We start from the raw sequence: 15,629 nt of genomic DNA on the forward strand, positions 1-15,629 counted from the left end.
GTGGCGGTGCCGGACGGCGATCACCGCGTCCGGGACCGGCCTCACTCCACCCCGATGAGCAGCAGCGCGCCTTGCCGTCCCCCGTGGTAGACCACCGTGTCGACGGCGAGGTACGCCTCCCGCACCCGCGCCTCGATGCGCTCGGCGACGCCTTCGGGAGCCTCGTCGCCGAGGACGAGGGTGACAAGTTCGCCGCCGGCCGCCAGCATGCGGTCCACGACGGTCTCCGCGGTGGCGGTGACGTCGGCGCCGATGACGGCCACGTCGCCGTCGATGAGGCCGAGGACGTCACCGGCCTGGCAGATGCCGGCCATGGTCCAGGACTGGCGTTCGGCGACGGCGACCTCGGCGTAGCGGGTGGCACCGGCCGCCGAGGTCATCGAGACGACGTCCTCGTCGAAGCGGCGGTCCGGTTCGTGCACGGCGAGCGCGGCGATCCCCTGGACCGCGGAACGGGTCGGGATCAGGGCCACCCGGATGCCCTCCGCGCGGGCCTGCTCGGCCGCCGCTGCCGCGGTGTGACGCAGGTCGGCGTCGTTGGGCAACAGCACGACCTCACGCGCGTGGGCCCGCCGTACGGCCTGGACCAGTTCCCCGCTGGCGGGCGGTTCACCGGGGCGCGCGAGCACGGTGGTCGCGCCGGCCTCGGCGTACAGACCGGCCAGCCCCTCGCCGGGTACGACGCGACGACCGCCCGCTGCACACGCTCGCGCGGCGGACGCCCACCCCCGCGCGCGTGCACGTCGTCGGCGCCGAAGTGCGTGATGCGGATCCGGTACGGCCGGCCGGCCTCGACGCCCGCCTCCACGGCGCGCCGGGGTCGTCCACGTGCACATGCACGTTCCACAACCCGTCCCCGCCGACCACCACGAGGGAGTCCCCCAGTGCGTCGAGCCGCTGCCGCAGCCGGTCGACGGGCGCGTCCTCGGCCTCCAGCAGGTAGATCACCTCGAAGGCGGGCCCGCCGCTCCCGGTGACCTCCTCCGCACAGGAGTCCCCCCGCGCGTGGAGCCCGGACGCGTCGGGATCCGCCGAGCCGCCCACCGAGCCGCCCGCCGCAGCGCGGCCGCCCCTCTCGGCGGCCGGCGTCTCCCCCGTGAACGTCTCCACCAGCGCCGCGAGCACCGCCACCAGCCCTCGTCCGCCCGCGTCCACCACCCCGGCACGCGCCAGGACGGCCAGCTGGCCCGGCGTCGCGGCGAGTGCCGTGCACGCGCCCTGGTAGGCCGCCTTCGCGACCGCCCCGCAGTCCCCCTCGGCCTCCCCCGCCGCGTCGGCGGCGGCCAAGGCGACCGACAGGACCGTGCCCTCGACCGGGTGGGCCACGGCCTGGCGGGCGGAGTCGGCGGCGTGCCGCAGCGCCAGGCGCAGCCCCTCCGCGTCGGTGCGAGGGCTCTCCCCCTCGGCCGCCAGCACCTGCGCCATACCGCGCAGCAGCTGCGCCAGGATCGTCCCGGAGTTCCCGCGCGCGCCGATCAGCGCTCCGTGCGCCATCGCGCGCGCGGCGTCGGCCAGGGAGGGGGTGCCGTCCGGCCCGGAGCCGGCCGCGTGGCCGGTGAACACCGCCTCGACCGCGGTCGTGGCGGACTCCACGGTCAGGTAGAGGTTGGTTCCGGTGTCCCCGTCGGCGACCGGGTACACGTTGATCGCGTCGATCTCCTCACGCGCGCGTCCCAGCGCCCGGAGCGCGAGACCACACCAGGTGCGCACCGCGAGAGCATCGAAGAATGTCTGCGGCACCTGCGGCACCTGCGCCTCCCTGAGCTGCTGGACTGGGACGCAGCGTAGACCGTTGGAGGGGTTTGGCCCACGGTCCGGGGCCGGGGCCGGGCGCTGACCAGCCATGGTAGTTTCGTTGTACTGGCGCAGCCGTTGTATGCTGCTCCGGTTGCCCGATCCCATCGGGCCATCCCCCTGGCAGCGCCACTCAGATCTTCGATCCCACGATCTTGATCCCGGCATGCCGGGATCATCCGTAAGTGCATCTGAAGTCTTTGGAGTGACCGGTGGCTGCCAACTGCGACGTCTGCGGCAAGGGGCCGGGCTTCGGCAATAGCATCTCGCACTCCCACCGCCGTACGCCCCGTCGCTGGAACCCGAACATCCAGCGCGTGCGTACCGTGGTCGGTGGGACGCCGAAGCGCGTGAACGCTTGCACCTCGTGCATCAAGGCCGGCAAGGTCTCGCGCTGACGCATTTCCCCCACCTCTCGGCTTCGCTCGGGACGGGGGGACCTCCATCGCGCGCGGCCACTGCTGGTTGCTGCACAAAGCCGGTCCACCCAGGGTGGGCCGGCTTTCTGCCATGCCCGCCGGCCGGGCGTACCGGCTGCTCCGCTCCCGCCTGACGGACGTACCGGCCGCTCGGCTCCCGCCCGACCGCCGGGCCACTTCGGGACCCTCACCGAAGAGGGCCACGGCGTGCGTCAGCCTCCCGGAGTGTCCCGCCGGGTGAGCCGCCAGCCGTGATCCACCGGCCCGATCCCGCCGCCGAGTGCGAACCCGGAGACGATCGCCCCGGTGACGTACTCCTTGGCCGCCGCCACCGCCTCCGGCACCGTCTCCCCCTTCGCGAGCTGTGCCGCGATCGCCGACGCGAGGGTGCAGCCCGTGCCGTGCGTGTGCCGGTTGTCGTGCCGGGGCGCCCGCAGCCAGTGCTCCTCCGAGCCGTCGGTGAGCAGGTCGACGGCGTCGCCGGGCAGATGACCGCCCTTGATCAGCACCCAGCGCGGCCCGTACGCCAGGACGGCCGCCGCGGCCCGCCCGAGTTCGCGCTCCGACCCGACCCGTACGCCGGTCAGCTGGGCCACCTCGTCGAGGTTGGGCGTGGCCACGGTGGCGGCCGGCAGCAGTGCGGTGCGGACGGAGTCGAGGGCCGAGGCGGCCAGCAGCGGGTCGCCGTGCTTGGAGACGCCGACCGGGTCGACGACGACCGGCGCGTCCGTGCCGGCGATCAACTCGGCGACCGCTTCGACGAGTGCGGCGGAGGACAGCATCCCGGTCTTCACGGCCTGGACGCCGATGTCGTCGACGACACTGCGGTACTGGGCACGCACCGCCTCGACCGGCAGCTCCCAAGCGCCTTGCACGCCCAGGGAGTTCTGCGCGGTGACGGCGGTGATCACGCTCATGCCGTGCGTGCCCAGCGCGAGCATCGTCTTGAGGTCGGCCTGGACGCCCGCGCCGCCGCCGGAGTCGGAGCCTGCCACCGTCAGCACCCTCGGGGGTGTCACGACTCCATGTCCCCGAAGTGGTCCCAGCCGCCCTTACTGGTCCAGGGCGCCCCGTCGACCGTCACCTGGGGCAGGGCGGAGGGGTTGAGGACCTCGCCGATCACCTTCCAGCGGGCGGGGAGCTTCACGTCCGGCGGGAAGGTCGCCACGATCGCGTGGTCCTCTCCCCCGGTCAGCACCCACTGGATGGGGTCGACGCCGACGGCCTGCCCGATGTCGTTCATCTGGGTGGGCACGTCGATCGCGCCGGACCGGATGTCGATACGGACCTTGCTGGCCTCCGCGATGTGCCCCAGGTCGGCGATCAGCCCGTCACTCACGTCGCACATCGACGTCGCGCCCAGCGCGGCGGCCGCGGGACCGGCGTGGTACGGCGGCTCGGGGCGACGGTGGGCCTCGACGAAGGCGCGGGGCGAGCGGAAGCCGCGGGAGAGGACCGCGTATCCGGCGGCGGACCAGCCCAGCCAGCCGGTGACCGCGACGATGTCGCCCGGCTGGGCGCCGGAGCGGGTGATCGGCTCCTGGTTGCGCAGATCACCAAGCGCGGTGATCGACACCATGATCGTGTCGCCGCGTACGACATCGCCGCCGACCACCGAGGCGCCGGCGACCTGGCATTCGTCGCGCAGGCCGTCCATCAGCTCGGTGGGCCAGGTGACCGGCAGCTCGCCGGGCACGACGAGGCCGAGGAGCAGTGCGGTCGGCACGGCGCCCATCGCGGCGATGTCGGCGAGGTTCTGGGCGGCGGCCTTGCGGCCGACGTCGTAGGCGGTCGACCAGTCCCGACGGAAGTGCCGGCCCTCCAGCAGGATGTCGGTGCTCGCCACGACCCGGCGGTCGGGCGCGGCCACCACCGCGGCGTCGTCACCGGGTCCGACCCGGACCGCCGATGTGGTGGTGAGACGGGAGGTGAGCTCCCTGATGAGCCCGAACTCCCCGAGCTCACCAACAGTGCCCTTCATCGCCCCAGCTCCCCTTCTGTCCCTGTCCGTGCCCGGTCGCGCGTCACCAGTGTCCTCGATACGGTCGAGGCAGCCGTCAACTTCCGTCGTGCCCGCACCCCGGCGCGCGAGCCCCGGTCCCCGCGGGTCTCCCCGCGGCGAGCGGCGACGCGATACCGTGGCGTTCCTTTTCCCCACATGATCCTCGTGGCCGCCCTGGAGGTTCCGTGGTACAGGCGTACATCCTGATCCAGACGGAGGTCGGCAAAGCGTCGACCGTCGCCGAGACGATCAGCAAGATCCCTGGGATCGTCCAGGCCGAGGACGTCACAGGCCCCTACGACGTGATCGTGCGGGCCCAGGCCGACACGGTCGACGACCTCGGTCGCATGGTGGTCGCCAAGGTCCAGCAGGTGGACGGGATCACCCGCACCCTGACCTGCCCGGTGGTGCATCTGTAGCCCCCGTCTACCCTTGGCCGGTGAACCTTTTCCGTCCCCGGCCGGTCGTCCTGCCCCCGCTCGCCCTCCTGCTGGCTGCGGTGGGCTGTTCCTCAGCAGACGGTGACGTGTCGGCGGCGGTTCCCCACCCCTCGGCGACCGTCACCGAGCTGTGCCGGAACCTGGACAGAACGCTGCCGTCCGCGGTGGACGGCCAGCACCGCCGGGATCCCTCGCCCCCATCAGCGCTGACCGCGGGCTGGGGGAACCCGGCGATCATACTGCGCTGCGGGGTCGAGCGACCGCCGAAGATGGTCGATCCCGAGGTGGCGGTGGGCGGGGACCCGGATGCCGTGGCCGGTGGGGTGAACGGGGTCAACTGGCTGATGGAGAAGGAGGACGGCGGGGCGTACCGGTTCACGACCGCGAGTCGCCTCGCCTATGTCGAGGTCACGGTGCCCGAGGGACGGGACACCTCGGGTGCACTGATCGACCTGGCCTCCGCCGTCAAGAAGGCGATCCCCGAGGGGATCGCCGACTGAGGACCTAGCGCAGCCCCGTGGACCTGCTCAGAGCCGCCTGGATCAGCCTGTCCACCAGCTCCGCGTAGCCGATTCCGCTCGCCTGCCACATCTGCGGGTACATCGAGATCGGCGTGAAGCCCGGCATCGTGTTGATCTCGTTGATGACGAACTCGCCGTCCTCGGTGAGGAAGAAGTCCGCCCGGACCAGCCCCTCGCAGGAGGCGGCCTCGAAGGCGTCCACCGCGAGCCGCTGGACCTCCGCGGTCTCCTCCGGCGTCAGCGGGGCCGGCACCAGACCGGGGGTCGAGTCGATGTACTTGGCCTCGAAGTCGTAGTACGCGTGCGCGTCCGGCGGCGGGATCTCGGCCGGCACGGAGGCGCGCGGACCGTCCTCGAACTCCAGGACGCCGCACTCGATCTCACGGCCGCGCAGCGCCGCCTCGACGAGGATCTTCGGGTCGTGGCGCTGGGCCTCGGCGATGGCCTCGTCCAGCCCCGACAGGTCGTCGACCTTGGTGATGCCGATCGAGGAACCCGCGCGCGCGGGCTTCACGAACAGCGGCCAGCCGTGCTCACCGGCGAAGTCGACGATCTTCTTGCGGGCGGCGGCACCTCCGTCCCCGTCCGGGGCGGACCCCTGCCACTCGCGCGGCCGGATCACCACGTAGGGGCCGACCTTGAGCCCGAAGGAGGTGAACACCCGCTTCATGTACTCCTTGTCCTGGCCGACGGCCGAGGCGAGCACACCGGAGCCCACGTACGGCACACCGGACAGCTCCAGCAGTCCCTGGAGGGTGCCGTCCTCGCCGTAGGGGCCGTGCAGGACCGGGAAGACGACGTCGACGTCACCGAGGGCCTTGGGCACCGATCCGGGCTCGCTGTAGACGACTTCGCGGTTCGCGGGGTCGACGGAGAGCACGACGGCGCCCTCCTGCGCGTCGGCGAGTTCCTCGACGCCGGGCGTACGGCGCTCGGTGATCGCCATCCGCTCCGGCTCGTCGGCGGTGAGCACCCAGCGGCCTTCCCGGGTGATGCCGATCGGCAGGACCTCGTACTTCGTCCGGTCGAGCGCCTTGAGGACGGCGCCGGCGGTGACCGTGGAGATCCCGTGCTCGGAGCTGCGTCCGCCGAACACGACGGCCACACGCGGCTTACGAGACGGCTGCTCAGGGCTCTGGGGAAGGTTCTCGGTGCTCATATCGGCATGAGAGTACCCGGTGGTAGGGCACGGACACAGCGTCGACTCAGGGGGTCGCTCAGCGTCGTTCGGGCTTCGCGCTGCGCGACATCAGCTCCTTGAGGGCGACCATGGGCGGCTTGCCCTCGTGGACGATCCCGACGACGGTCTCCGTGATGGGCATGTCGACGCCGTGCCGGCGGGCCAGATCCAGCACGGACTCACAGGACTTGACGCCCTCGGCGGTCTGCCTGGTGACCGCGATGGTCTCCTGGAGGGTCATGCCCCTGCCGAGGTTGGTGCCGAAGGTGTGGTTCCGGGAGAGCGGCGAGGAGCAGGTCGCCACCAGGTCGCCGAGGCCGGCGAGTCCGGAGAAGGTCAGCGGGTCGGCGCCCATCGCGAGGCCCAGCCGGGTGGTCTCGGCGAGTCCGCGCGTGATGAGCGAGCCCTTGGCGTTGTCGCCGAGGCCCATGCCGTCCGCGATGCCGACGGCGAGCCCGATGACGTTCTTCACCGCGCCGCCGAGTTCGCAGCCGACGACGTCGGTGTTGGTGTACGGGCGGAAGTACGGCGTGTGGCAGGCCGCCTGGAGCCGCTGGGCGACGCTCTCGTCGGTGCAGGCGACCACGGCCGCGGCCGGCCTGCGGGAGGCGATCTCCTTGGCGAGGTTGGGCCCGGTGACCACGGCGATCCGGTCCCGGCCCACCTGGGCGACGTCCTCGATCACCTCGCTCATCCGCATGGTGGTACCGAGTTCGACGCCCTTCATCAATGAGACGAGGACGGTGCCCGGGGCGAGCAGCGGGCGCCAGGCGGCGAGGTTGTCGCGCAGAGTCTGCGAGGGGATGGCGAGGACGGTGAAGTCGGCGTCGCGGGCGGCCTCGGCGGGGTCCGCGGTGGCACGGAGGTTCTCCGGGAGTTCCACGCCGGGCAGGTAGTCCGGGTTGCTCCGGGTGGAGTTGACCGTGTCGGCGAGCCGGGCACGGCGCGCCCACAGCGTCACCTCGCAGCCCGCGTCGGCGAGGACCGTACCGAAGGCCGTACCCCAGGAACCGGTGCCGAAGACGGCAGCCTTGACGGGCTTGCTCACTTGCTGTTCTCCCCCTTGTGGCCGGTCCGCGCCTGGGACCTGCCGTGGCTGGTCTGCGCCTGGGTGCGGCGCCGCTGCTCGATCCGCTCATCGCGCGGGTCGTAGGGCCTGTCGGGCGCCTTCTCGCCGCGGATCTCCTCCAGCTGGCGGGTGACGGCGGCCATGATGACCTCCGTCGCCTCCTTCAGCAGCTCGGGAGTCATCTCCCGGTCGTAGAACGGGGAGAGGTCCACGGGCGGGCCCGCCAGGACGTGGTGGGTCTTGCGCGGAAACAGGCGGGGCCTCTTGGCGTAGGGGGGCAGCAGTTCGTTGACGCCCCACTGCGCGACCGGGATCACCGGGCACCTGGTCCGGAGGGCGACGCGCGCGGCCCCGGTCTTGGCGGTCATCGGCCAGCCGTCGGGGTCGCGGGTCAGGGTGCCCTCGGGGTAGAAGGCGACGCATTCGCCGCGCTCCACCGCCTCGATCGCGGCCCTGAAGGCGCTGAGCGCGTCCGTGGACTCGCGGTAGACGGGGATCTGTCCGGTGCCGCGCATCGCGGCACCGACGAAGCCCTTCCCGAAAAGCCCGCTCTTCGCCAGGAATCGCGGAACGCGTCCGCTGTTGTACTGGTAGTGCGCGTATGCGAACGGGTCGAGGTGCGAATTGTGGTTCACCGCGGTGATAAACCCGCCCTCGGCCGGAATGTGCTCCGTCCCGCGCCAGTCCCGCTTGATCAGAATCACCAGCGGCGGTTTGCAGAGCACCGCTGCGAAGCGGTACCAGAAGCCGATTCTGCGGCGGGGCACGCGAGCACCTTCCTCTAGGACTTCCCTGACTTCCTCCGGGCCGGGAGCCGGACAAGTGTCGCCCCAAGCCGCCGGTCTGTCGAGGACACCGTACGCCCCGACCGAAGTGGCGCCGGAGGGACCGGGGGACAATGTCCGCGACGAGAGAGAGACGGTACGCCGGTGCAGTGGAGCTTGGTCATCCCCCTGAAGCCCTTGGCGCTGGCCAAGAGCAGGCTCGCGGACACCGCCGCCGACGCGCTGCGTCCGGGCCTCGCCCTGGCCTTCGCCGTGGACACCGTGACGGCGGCGCTGGCCTGCGCCGCGGTGCGCGATGTGGCAGTGGTCACGAACGACGAGCTGGCCGGGCGCGAACTCGCGGCGCTCGGCGCGCGCATCGTCCCCGACGAGCCGCGCGCGGGTCTGAACGCCGCCCTGGCACATGCGGCGGCCGCGGTACGCGCCACACTTCCCGACAGTGCGCTGGCCGCGCTCAACGCAGATCTGCCCGCACTGCGTCCACCGGAATTGGCCCGCGTCCTGGATGCCGCCGCGGAATTCCCCCGCGCATTTCTCGCCGATGCGGCCGCAATCGGTACAACTCTTCTCGCCGTGGCCCCCGGCCGTGAATTGCTTCCCGCTTTCGGCACCGATTCCCGCGCCCGGCACCGCGCCTCCGGTGCCAGGGAACTCCGGCCGACGGCCGTGGATTCCGTACGCCAGGACGTGGACACCGGCGAGGACCTGCGGGCGGCCCTGGCGCTCGGGGTGGGTCCACGAACGGCCGCCGCGGCCGCGCGCCTGCTGATTCCGGGGCAGTAGGCTGCCGGTCATGCAGGCCACCGCATACACGTACGACGCCGGCACCCGCAGCGGAGAGGTGCTGTTGGACGACGGCACCCCGGTGCCCTTCGACGCCCCGGCGTTCGACGCCGGCGGGCTGAGGCTGCTGCGCCCCGGACAGCGGGTGCGGATCGAGACCGAGGGCGAGGGCGACTCCCGGCGCGTCACCCTCGTCACCCTCCAGACGTTCTGAGCCTTCCGACCTGGCAGGTGTCCGGAGGAACCGGCGGACAGAACGCCGCGGGCCGGACTCCGAGAGGGAGTCGGCCCGGCGCGTGAGTGCCGTTGAACGCTTGCGCCTCAGCGAGCGGTGGTCTTCTTCGCGGTGGTCTTGCGGGCGCTCGACTTCTTGGCGGGGGCCTTCGTGGCCGTCGCCTTCTTCGCCGGGGCCTTCTTGGCAGCCGTCTTCTGAGCCGTGGCCGTCTTCGCGGTGGTCTTCTTGGCGGCCGGCGTCGCCGTCTTGGCGGTCGTCTTCTTCGCGGTCGTCGTCTTCTTCGTGGTGCCCGTGGTCTTCTTCGCCGCGGTCGTCGTCTTCTTCGCCGGCGCGGCCTTCTTCGCGGCGGCCGTCGCCCGCTTCGCCGGGGCGGCCTTCTTCGCGGCGGCCTTCTTGACCGTGGCGGTGGCACCGCCGGTCAGGCTGCCCTTGGGGGCCTTCTTGACGGCGACCTCGCCGCCGCGCGGGAGCTTCTTCGAGCCGCTCACCAGGTCCTTGAAGCCCTGGCCCGCACGGAAGCGCGGCACGGACGTCTTCTTGACCCGAACCCGCTCGCCCGTCTGGGGGTTGCGGGCGTAGCGGGCCGGGCGGTCGACCTTCTCGAACGATCCGAAGCCGGTGACCGAGACCCTGTCCCCCGCGACGGTCGCGCGGACGATGGCGTCCAGGACCGCGTCGACGGCGTCGGCGGCCTGCTGCCGACCGCCCACCTTGTCGGCAATCGCTTCTACGAGCTGCGCCTTGTTCACGTCTTCCCCTTCGGAGACATTGCCAGAACGAAAGTGTTCAAGCGTTTTCGCACGTTAGGCAGATATATACCGCAAATCAAACACGAAACGGGCTAATCACCCTTGTGCCGCAACGAACTCGGCAGTTCCGGAGGCGATCAACGCTCCTCTTCGGGGATGCGTCCCGCGTCGAGGTCCGCGATGAACCGCTCCAGCCGCCTTGTCGCGTCGGCGAGATCGTGTTTGGCCGCGGCCGTAATGACCAGCAGCTTCCGGGTCAGCGCCATCCGTACGCCCTCCGGGACTTGCAGTGCGCGCACTCTTGCGTGCGCTTCCTTGAGTTGGTTCGCGACCGCCGTATAGAGCTCGAGTTGGCCGTCGTGTCCCATGCACAGATTGTGCCATCTGGGGCGAGTTGTCGCCCGCCCAGGGGGCAACTGGCGCCTCGGACGGCGCTCCCGGCACCTCGGCAGGTCGCGGCCTCGTTGGCCGCCTACCCCGGCAACCACCGTCGTAACGTGGGACGTTGGGAGATACGGCGAAGATCGGCGAGGCCGAACGGGTGCAGACACTGGCCGTCACCCCGATCGGCCGATCGGGGGTACGGAGGGGGTTCTCGGTGGCCGGAATTCGACCAGAGCCGGTCGCCTTCGGCCGGGGGTGAGGCCGAGATCAGGACCAGACCGGGTCCGACTCAGGCCCGGATCTGATCCGGTGCAGATCCGGCTCGGATCCGGATCAGATCTCGATCAGATCTGGAGCGTCCTCGGCTTGTACGACGGCCGCTTGGCCTCGTACGCGGCGATGTCGGGCTCGTTCTGGAGCGTGATGGAGATGTCGTCCAACCCGTTCAGCAGCCGCCAGCGGGCGTTCTCGTCGAGTTCGAAGGCCGCGGTGATGCCCTCGGCGCGCACCTCGCGCCGCTCGAGGTCGACCGTGATCTCGGCGGTGGGGTCCTGCTCGGTCAGCTCCCACAGCGCGTCCACGATCTGCTGCTCCAGAAGGACCGTGAGCAGGCCGTTCTTCAGCGAGTTGCCGCGGAAGATGTCGGCGAAACGGGAGGAGATCACGGTCTTGAAGCCGAAGTTCTGGAGCGCCCAGACGGCGTGCTCGCGGGACGAACCGGTGCCGAAGTCGGGGCCGGCGACCAGGACGGTCGCGCCCTCGCGCTCGGGCTGGTTGAGGATGAACGACGCGTCCTTGCGCCAGGCCTCGAACAGCCCGTCCTCGAACCCGTCCCGCGTGACCTTCTTGAGCCAGTGAGCAGGGATGATCTGGTCGGTGTCGACGTTGGAGCGGCGCAGCGGGACGGCCCGGCCGGTGTGCGTGGTGAATGCTTCCATGACTGATCAGACTCCAGCGGGCGTACGGGTCTCGGCGTCGGACAGGTCGGCCGGGGAGGCCAGGTGGCCCAGGACGGCCGTGGCGGCCGCGACCTGCGGCGACACCAGGTGCGTACGACCGCCCTTGCCCTGCCGGCCCTCGAAGTTGCGGTTGGAGGTGGACGCGGAGCGCTCACCCGGCGCCAGCTGGTCGGGGTTCATGCCCAGACACATCGAGCAGCCCGCGTGCCGCCATTCGGCTCCGGCCTCCTTGAAGACGACGTCCAGACCCTCGGAGACGGCCTGGAGACCCACCCGCGCCGAACCGGGGACGACCAGCATCCGTACGCCGTCGGCGACTTTGCGGTCCTTCACGATCTCGGCGGCGGCGCGCAGGTCCTCGATCCGCCCGTTGGTGCAGGAACCTACGAAGACGGTGTCCACCTTGATGGAGCGCAGCGGCTGTCCGGCCGCCAACCCCATGTACTCCAGGGCCTTTTCGGCGGCGTTGCGCTCCGAAGCGTCTTCGTACGAAGCGGGGTCGGGGACGGTCGCCGAAAGCGGCGCACCCTGGCCCGGGTTGGTGCCCCAGGTGACGAACGGCGACAGTTCACCGGCCTTGATGACGACCTCGGCGTCGAACTCGGCGTCCTCGTCCGTCTTCAGCGTCTTCCAGTACGCGACGGCGGCGTCCCAGTCCTCGCCCTTGGGTGCGTGCGGGCGGCCCTCGAGGTACGCGAAGGTGGTCTCGTCGGGGGCGATCATGCCCGCGCGGGCGCCGGCCTCGATCGACATGTTGCAGATGGTCATCCGGGCCTCCATCGAGAGCTTCTCGATGGCGGAGCCGCGGTACTCCAGGACGTAGCCCTGACCGCCGCCGGTGCCGATCCTCGCGATGATCGCCAGGATCAGGTCCTTGGCGGTGACACCGTCGGGCAGTTCGCCGTCGACGGTGATCGCCATGGTCTTCGGGCGGGCCATCGGCAGCGTCTGGGTGGCCAGCACATGCTCGACCTGCGAGGTGCCGATGCCGAAGGCCAGGCCGCCGAAGGCGCCGTGCGTGGAGGTGTGGGAGTCACCGCAGACGACGGTCATGCCGGGCTGGGTCAGTCCGAGCTGCGGGCCGACGACGTGCACGACGCCCTGCTCGACGTCGCCCAGCGGGTGCAGCCGGACGCCGAACTCGGCGCAGTTCCTGCGCAGCGTCTCCAGCTGGATGCGCGAGACCGGGTCGGCGATCGGCTTGTCGATGTCGATGGTCGGGGTGTTGTGGTCCTCGGTGGCGATGGTGAGGTCGCGGCGGCGCACCTGTCGGCCGCCCTTGCGGAGGCCGTCGAAGGCCTGCGGGCTGGTCACCTCGTGCAGCAGGTGCAGATCGATGAAGAGGAGGTCGGGCTCGCCCTCGGCGCGCCGGACGACGTGGTCGTCCCAGACCTTCTCCGCGAGTGTCCTACCCATCGCTTTCCCTCCGACCGGCAAGCTGCGCCGGCCCAACTAGAGATCTTGTGGAGGCGGCAACGCGCCCCCTCCGGCTCACCGGCCGCCCCTGCTTACGGGCACCCGCCGCCAGGCCCGTTGGTCCTCGGGCCGCTGTGCATCCAAGGGTTGCGCGTCTCACGGAAAATTGAACTTGCGTTTCACAGAGTGAGACGGGAATATCGTTTCATGGACAACAGTAGCGGCGTAGGCGTTCTGGACAAGGCAGCCCTTGTCCTGAGCGCCCTGGAGTCCGGTCCGGCCACCCTCGCAGGCTTGGTCGCTGCCACCGGACTCGCACGACCCACGGCTCACCGTCTGGCCGTGGCTCTGGAACACCACCGTATGGTGGCGCGGGACATGCAGGGCCGATTCATTCTCGGCCCGCGCCTGGCCGAACTGGCGGCGGCGGCGGGCGAGGACCGCCTCCTCGCGACCGCCGGCCCGGTGCTCACCCACCTCCGTGACATCACGGGCGAGAGCGCCCAGCTCTACCGCCGCCAGGGCGACATGCGCATCTGCGTCGCCGCGGCGGAGCGCCTGTCGGGCCTGCGGGACACGGTCCCGGTCGGCTCGACGCTCACGATGAAGGCGGGCTCCTCGGCGCAGATCCTGATGGCCTGGGAGGAGCCCGAGCGCCTTCACCGCGGCCTCCAGGGCGCCCGCTTCACGGCGACGGCCCTGTCGGGCGTACGGCGCCGGGGCTGGGCCCAGTCCATCGGCGAGCGTGAGCCGGGCGTCGCGTCCGTCTCCGCGCCGGTGCGCGGCCCGTCGAACCGCGTGGTGGCCGCCGTCTCGGTGTCCGGTCCCATCGAGCGCCTCAGCCGCCACCCCGGCCGCATGCACGCCCAGGCGGTCATCGACGCCGCGGGCCGGCTGTCGGAGGCCTTGCGCCGCACCGGCTGACGCCGGCAGGAGACGGGGGACAGGATCCAGGGAACAGGGAACAGGGAACAGGGACAGAGCGGGCCCCAACGCCGCGGCACGCTCCGCCCCCCTCCGATCCGGTCCCCCTACGAGGTCGGGGCGCGCCAGGCAAACCGGTCCTTCGCGGACCGCCCGCGCTCCCCCAACGGCACCTGACCGTGCGCCGCCGCGAGTCCGAAGGGCGGCATGTCGCCGTAGATCGCCTCGTACCGCCCCTCCGGCACGACGTACGCCTCGTGCCAGATGCCCACGTGCCCGCGCACCTTGCCGCCCCGTTCCATGCGGTTGACCCGGGCCCACACCTTGTGGTGGAAGGCGTCGGGCGCGCTCGCGTAGGCGTACAGCTTCTCCGCGGACTCCCAGTACTGGACGACGTAGTACGTCCTCGGTGATGCCGTCAGCAGCACGCGGGAGAGCAGCCCGCGGCTCGGGTCCCTCTTCAGCTCGGCCAGCATGCGGAACATCGCGAGCATGACCGGCATCCACTGGTGCACGGCCCAGAAGTGGTTGACGCGCATCCCGATCAGCAGGACGACCACGTCACCGTGGGCGTCGGCGGTGGTGCGGTTGGCGGCGGGCCTGCCGGACATGCGCTCCCCCTCATGGTTGGTCAGCGGCGCTCCCCAAGCCGCTCGTGCTTGGATAGTCCCGCTGACCAAGGAGGGGCGCAAGGGATGCGACTGGCCGAACTGAGCAAACGCAGCGGGGTGTCCACCGCGACGATCAAGTACTACCTGCGCGAGGGACTCCTGCGGCCCGGCCGCCAGGTCAACGCGACGACCGCCGAGTACGACGAGGAGCATCTGCGCCGACTACGGCTGGTGCGGGCCATGACCCAGGTGGGCCGGATGCCGGTGGCCACCGTCCGGGAGGTTCTCGGGCACGTCGACGACGACTCCCTGGGCCGCACGGTCCGCCTCGGCGCGGCCCTCTGGGCCCTGCCGCACGTCGCGGAACCGGACACGGACGACGAGCATCTCCAGGCCGCTCAGCGCGAGGCGGACGAACTGCTGCGCACCCTGGGCTGGCGGAACGCCGAACTGCTCACCAGCATCTCGCCCGCCTACCGCTCGCTGGTGGTGGCGGTGGCCGCGATGCGTCGGCTCGACTACGACTGGGACGCCGAACTCCTCGTGTCCTACGCCCGGTTGATGCACCGCGCGGCCGTCCTCGACCTGGACTTCGTGGAGACGCGGGAGACGGAGGCGGAGCGGGTCGAGACGGCGGTGCTGGGCACGATCCTGGTCGAGCCGATGCTCCAGGCACTGCACCGGCTGGCCCAGGAGGAGGAGTCGGCACGACGGTACGGCTTCGAGTGAGCCGTACGCTCGTCGGCCCCCGGAAACGGCGAAGGCCCTCCACCGAGGTGGAGGGCCTTCCCTGATGCGTACCCCCGACCGGATTCGAACCGGCGCTACCGCCTTGAGAGGGCGGCGTGCTAGGCCGCTACACAACGGGGGCGAGGATCTTGCGTTTCCGCAGATCAGAGCTGGTCTACCTGGACTCGAACCAAGAATGACGGTACCAGAAACCGTAGTGTTGCCAATTACACCATAGACCAATGTGGTTTAGACCTTTTCGTACCCCCGACCGGATTCGAACCGGCGCTACCGCCTTGAGAGGGCGCGTGCTAGGCCGCTACACAACGGGGGCCCTAGCGATCCTGCATCGACAACAACGGGTGCGACCCGGACTGTTCCCGCGGGAAGGATCTGTACCCCCGACCGGATTCGAACCGGCGCTACTGCCTTGAGAGGGCAGCGTGCTAGGCCGCTACACAACGGGGGCTTTGCGGACGACATCCGCGGCGCAGATAAGCTCTGCGAGCTGGCCTACCTGGACTCGAACCAAGACTAACTGAACCAGAATCAGTCGTGCTGCCAATTACACCATAGGCCACTGGAACTCAAGCCCCTGAGGGGATCTTGTTCTAGTTCGCTCCCCCGGG

Annotated in this window: 17 protein-coding genes, 5 tRNA genes and 1 pseudogene; 7 read left to right on the plus strand and 16 right to left on the minus strand. The window is 70.9% G+C overall.

Features of this window, described 5'->3' with window-relative positions:
• Nucleotides 1-41: 41 nt before the first annotated feature.
• Nucleotides 42-1,749 (minus strand): annotated as a pseudogene (locus tag BM536_RS10150) (DAK2 domain-containing protein).
• A gap of 257 nt (nucleotides 1,750-2,006) precedes the next feature.
• Here BM536_RS10150 and rpmB point away from each other — a divergent pair.
• Nucleotides 2,007-2,192, plus strand: a complete 186-nt coding sequence (gene rpmB / locus BM536_RS10155) for a 50S ribosomal protein L28 (protein WP_073491182.1) — start codon at nucleotides 2,007-2,009, stop codon at nucleotides 2,190-2,192.
• Between the two features lie 233 nt (nucleotides 2,193-2,425).
• Here rpmB and thiD read toward each other — a convergent pair whose 3' ends face one another.
• Nucleotides 2,426-3,232, minus strand: a complete 807-nt coding sequence (thiD, locus tag BM536_RS10160; RefSeq protein ID WP_107439574.1) for a bifunctional hydroxymethylpyrimidine kinase/phosphomethylpyrimidine kinase — start codon at nucleotides 3,230-3,232, stop codon at nucleotides 2,426-2,428.
• Nucleotides 3,229-4,194 (minus strand): thiamine-phosphate kinase, encoded by a 966-nt coding sequence (locus tag BM536_RS10165; protein ID WP_073491183.1) that lies wholly within the window; start codon nucleotides 4,192-4,194, stop codon nucleotides 3,229-3,231. Before BM536_RS10165 ends, thiD begins: the two co-directional genes overlap by 4 nt.
• 206 nt (nucleotides 4,195-4,400) lie before the next feature.
• Between BM536_RS10165 and BM536_RS10170 the strand changes: the two genes are divergently transcribed.
• Together BM536_RS10170 and BM536_RS10175 are read left to right on the plus strand one after the other, a co-directional pair.
• The gene (locus BM536_RS10170) at nucleotides 4,401-4,634 is read left to right on the plus strand and encodes an Lrp/AsnC family transcriptional regulator (protein ID WP_073491184.1); all 234 of its coding nucleotides are present in this window, start codon (nucleotides 4,401-4,403) and stop codon (nucleotides 4,632-4,634) included.
• A gap of 20 nt (nucleotides 4,635-4,654) precedes the next feature.
• Nucleotides 4,655-5,155: a DUF3515 domain-containing protein gene (locus BM536_RS10175; RefSeq protein WP_073491185.1), complete on the plus strand. Its 501-nt coding sequence runs from the start codon at nucleotides 4,655-4,657 to the stop codon at nucleotides 5,153-5,155.
• Nucleotides 5,156-5,159: 4 nt separating this feature from the next.
• Here the strand turns inward: BM536_RS10175 and BM536_RS10180 are convergent, their stop codons facing one another.
• The 3 genes from BM536_RS10180 to BM536_RS10190 are packed head-to-tail and all read right to left on the minus strand — an operon-like array spanning nucleotide 5,160 to nucleotide 8,192.
• Entirely contained in the window at nucleotides 5,160-6,335 is a 1,176-nt protein-coding gene (locus BM536_RS10180) for a D-alanine--D-alanine ligase family protein (RefSeq protein ID WP_094102827.1), read from the minus strand.
• 58 nt (nucleotides 6,336-6,393) lie between these two features.
• The gene (locus BM536_RS10185; RefSeq protein ID WP_073491187.1) at nucleotides 6,394-7,404 is read right to left on the minus strand and encodes an NAD(P)H-dependent glycerol-3-phosphate dehydrogenase; all 1,011 of its coding nucleotides are present in this window, start codon (nucleotides 7,402-7,404) and stop codon (nucleotides 6,394-6,396) included.
• A complete protein-coding gene (locus BM536_RS10190) occupies nucleotides 7,401-8,192 on the minus strand; it encodes a lysophospholipid acyltransferase family protein (RefSeq protein WP_073491188.1) in 792 nt (263 codons plus the stop codon). Before BM536_RS10190 ends, BM536_RS10185 begins: the two co-directional genes overlap by 4 nt.
• Before the next feature lie 162 nt (nucleotides 8,193-8,354).
• Here BM536_RS10190 and cofC point away from each other — a divergent pair, with 162 nt between their 5' ends.
• Together cofC and BM536_RS41725 are read left to right on the plus strand one after the other, a co-directional pair.
• Nucleotides 8,355-8,993, plus strand: coding sequence for a 2-phospho-L-lactate guanylyltransferase (gene cofC / locus BM536_RS10195; protein ID WP_211362856.1), 639 nt, complete (start codon nucleotides 8,355-8,357; stop codon nucleotides 8,991-8,993).
• Between the two features lie 10 nt (nucleotides 8,994-9,003).
• The gene (locus BM536_RS41725; protein ID WP_211362857.1) at nucleotides 9,004-9,207 is read left to right on the plus strand and encodes a hypothetical protein; all 204 of its coding nucleotides are present in this window, start codon (nucleotides 9,004-9,006) and stop codon (nucleotides 9,205-9,207) included.
• Nucleotides 9,208-9,314: 107 nt separating this feature from the next.
• On the opposite strand, the gene BM536_RS10200 is transcribed toward BM536_RS41725, so the two are convergent.
• From BM536_RS10200 to leuC, 4 genes are all read right to left on the minus strand, one after another.
• Complete coding sequence (locus BM536_RS10200) at nucleotides 9,315-9,977, minus strand: HU family DNA-binding protein (protein ID WP_094102828.1); 663 nt, start codon at nucleotides 9,975-9,977, stop codon at nucleotides 9,315-9,317.
• Nucleotides 9,978-10,114: 137 nt separating this feature from the next.
• The gene (locus BM536_RS10205; protein ID WP_073491189.1) at nucleotides 10,115-10,345 is read right to left on the minus strand and encodes an SCO5555 family protein; all 231 of its coding nucleotides are present in this window, start codon (nucleotides 10,343-10,345) and stop codon (nucleotides 10,115-10,117) included.
• Between the two features lie 360 nt (nucleotides 10,346-10,705).
• Complete coding sequence (gene leuD, locus BM536_RS10210; RefSeq protein WP_073491190.1) at nucleotides 10,706-11,299, minus strand: 3-isopropylmalate dehydratase small subunit; 594 nt, start codon at nucleotides 11,297-11,299, stop codon at nucleotides 10,706-10,708.
• A gap of 6 nt (nucleotides 11,300-11,305) precedes the next feature.
• Entirely contained in the window at nucleotides 11,306-12,736 is a 1,431-nt protein-coding gene (leuC, locus tag BM536_RS10215) for a 3-isopropylmalate dehydratase large subunit (protein WP_073491191.1), read from the minus strand.
• Between the two features lie 207 nt (nucleotides 12,737-12,943).
• Here leuC and ndgR point away from each other — a divergent pair, with 207 nt between their 5' ends.
• Nucleotides 12,944-13,660: an IclR family transcriptional regulator NdgR gene (ndgR, locus tag BM536_RS10220; RefSeq protein ID WP_081219617.1), complete on the plus strand. Its 717-nt coding sequence runs from the start codon at nucleotides 12,944-12,946 to the stop codon at nucleotides 13,658-13,660.
• Between the two features lie 107 nt (nucleotides 13,661-13,767).
• Here the strand turns inward: ndgR and BM536_RS10225 are convergent, their stop codons facing one another.
• Nucleotides 13,768-14,271, minus strand: a complete 504-nt coding sequence (locus BM536_RS10225) for a DUF4188 domain-containing protein (protein ID WP_073491192.1) — start codon at nucleotides 14,269-14,271, stop codon at nucleotides 13,768-13,770.
• An 84-nt stretch (nucleotides 14,272-14,355) separates the two neighbouring features.
• Here BM536_RS10225 and BM536_RS10230 point away from each other — a divergent pair, with 84 nt between their 5' ends.
• The gene (locus tag BM536_RS10230; protein WP_073491193.1) at nucleotides 14,356-15,000 is read left to right on the plus strand and encodes a MerR family transcriptional regulator; all 645 of its coding nucleotides are present in this window, start codon (nucleotides 14,356-14,358) and stop codon (nucleotides 14,998-15,000) included.
• Between the two features lie 69 nt (nucleotides 15,001-15,069).
• On the opposite strand, the gene BM536_RS10235 is transcribed toward BM536_RS10230, so the two are convergent.
• The 5 genes from BM536_RS10235 to BM536_RS10255 form a co-directional block, all read right to left on the minus strand.
• Nucleotides 15,070-15,142, minus strand: a tRNA-Glu gene (locus BM536_RS10235).
• Nucleotides 15,143-15,170: 28 nt separating this feature from the next.
• A tRNA-Gln gene (locus BM536_RS10240) sits at nucleotides 15,171-15,242 on the minus strand.
• A gap of 20 nt (nucleotides 15,243-15,262) precedes the next feature.
• Nucleotides 15,263-15,334 (minus strand) — tRNA-Glu (locus BM536_RS10245).
• Between the two features lie 62 nt (nucleotides 15,335-15,396).
• Nucleotides 15,397-15,469, minus strand: a tRNA-Glu gene (locus tag BM536_RS10250).
• 39 nt (nucleotides 15,470-15,508) lie between these two features.
• Nucleotides 15,509-15,580: transfer RNA gene (locus tag BM536_RS10255), tRNA-Gln, on the minus strand.
• Nucleotides 15,581-15,629: the final 49 nt, after the last annotated feature.

It is taken from the genome of Streptomyces phaeoluteigriseus, assembly GCF_001896135.2.
GTDB classification, from domain to species: domain Bacteria; phylum Actinomycetota; class Actinomycetes; order Streptomycetales; family Streptomycetaceae; genus Streptomyces; species Streptomyces phaeoluteigriseus.

Excerpts from the sequence above, each read along its gene's own strand:
- leuD (WP_073491190.1), bottom strand. The coding sequence starts at position 11,299 with ATGGAAGCATTCACCACGCACACCGGCCGGGCCGTCCCGCTGCGCCGC.
- leuC (WP_073491191.1), bottom strand. The coding sequence starts at position 12,736 with ATGGGTAGGACACTCGCGGAGAAGGTCTGGGACGACCACGTCGTCCGG.
- BM536_RS10180 (WP_094102827.1), bottom strand. The coding sequence starts at position 6,335 with ATGAGCACCGAGAACCTTCCCCAGAGCCCTGAGCAGCCGTCTCGTAAG.
- ndgR (WP_081219617.1), top strand. The coding sequence starts at position 12,944 with ATGGACAACAGTAGCGGCGTAGGCGTTCTGGACAAGGCAGCCCTTGTC.
- BM536_RS10165 (WP_073491183.1), bottom strand. The coding sequence starts at position 4,194 with ATGAAGGGCACTGTTGGTGAGCTCGGGGAGTTCGGGCTCATCAGGGAG.
- BM536_RS41725 (WP_211362857.1), top strand. The coding sequence starts at position 9,004 with ATGCAGGCCACCGCATACACGTACGACGCCGGCACCCGCAGCGGAGAG.
- BM536_RS10205 (WP_073491189.1), bottom strand. The coding sequence starts at position 10,345 with ATGGGACACGACGGCCAACTCGAGCTCTATACGGCGGTCGCGAACCAA.
- BM536_RS10225 (WP_073491192.1), bottom strand. The coding sequence starts at position 14,271 with ATGTCCGGCAGGCCCGCCGCCAACCGCACCACCGCCGACGCCCACGGT.
- BM536_RS10230 (WP_073491193.1), top strand. The coding sequence starts at position 14,356 with ATGCGACTGGCCGAACTGAGCAAACGCAGCGGGGTGTCCACCGCGACG.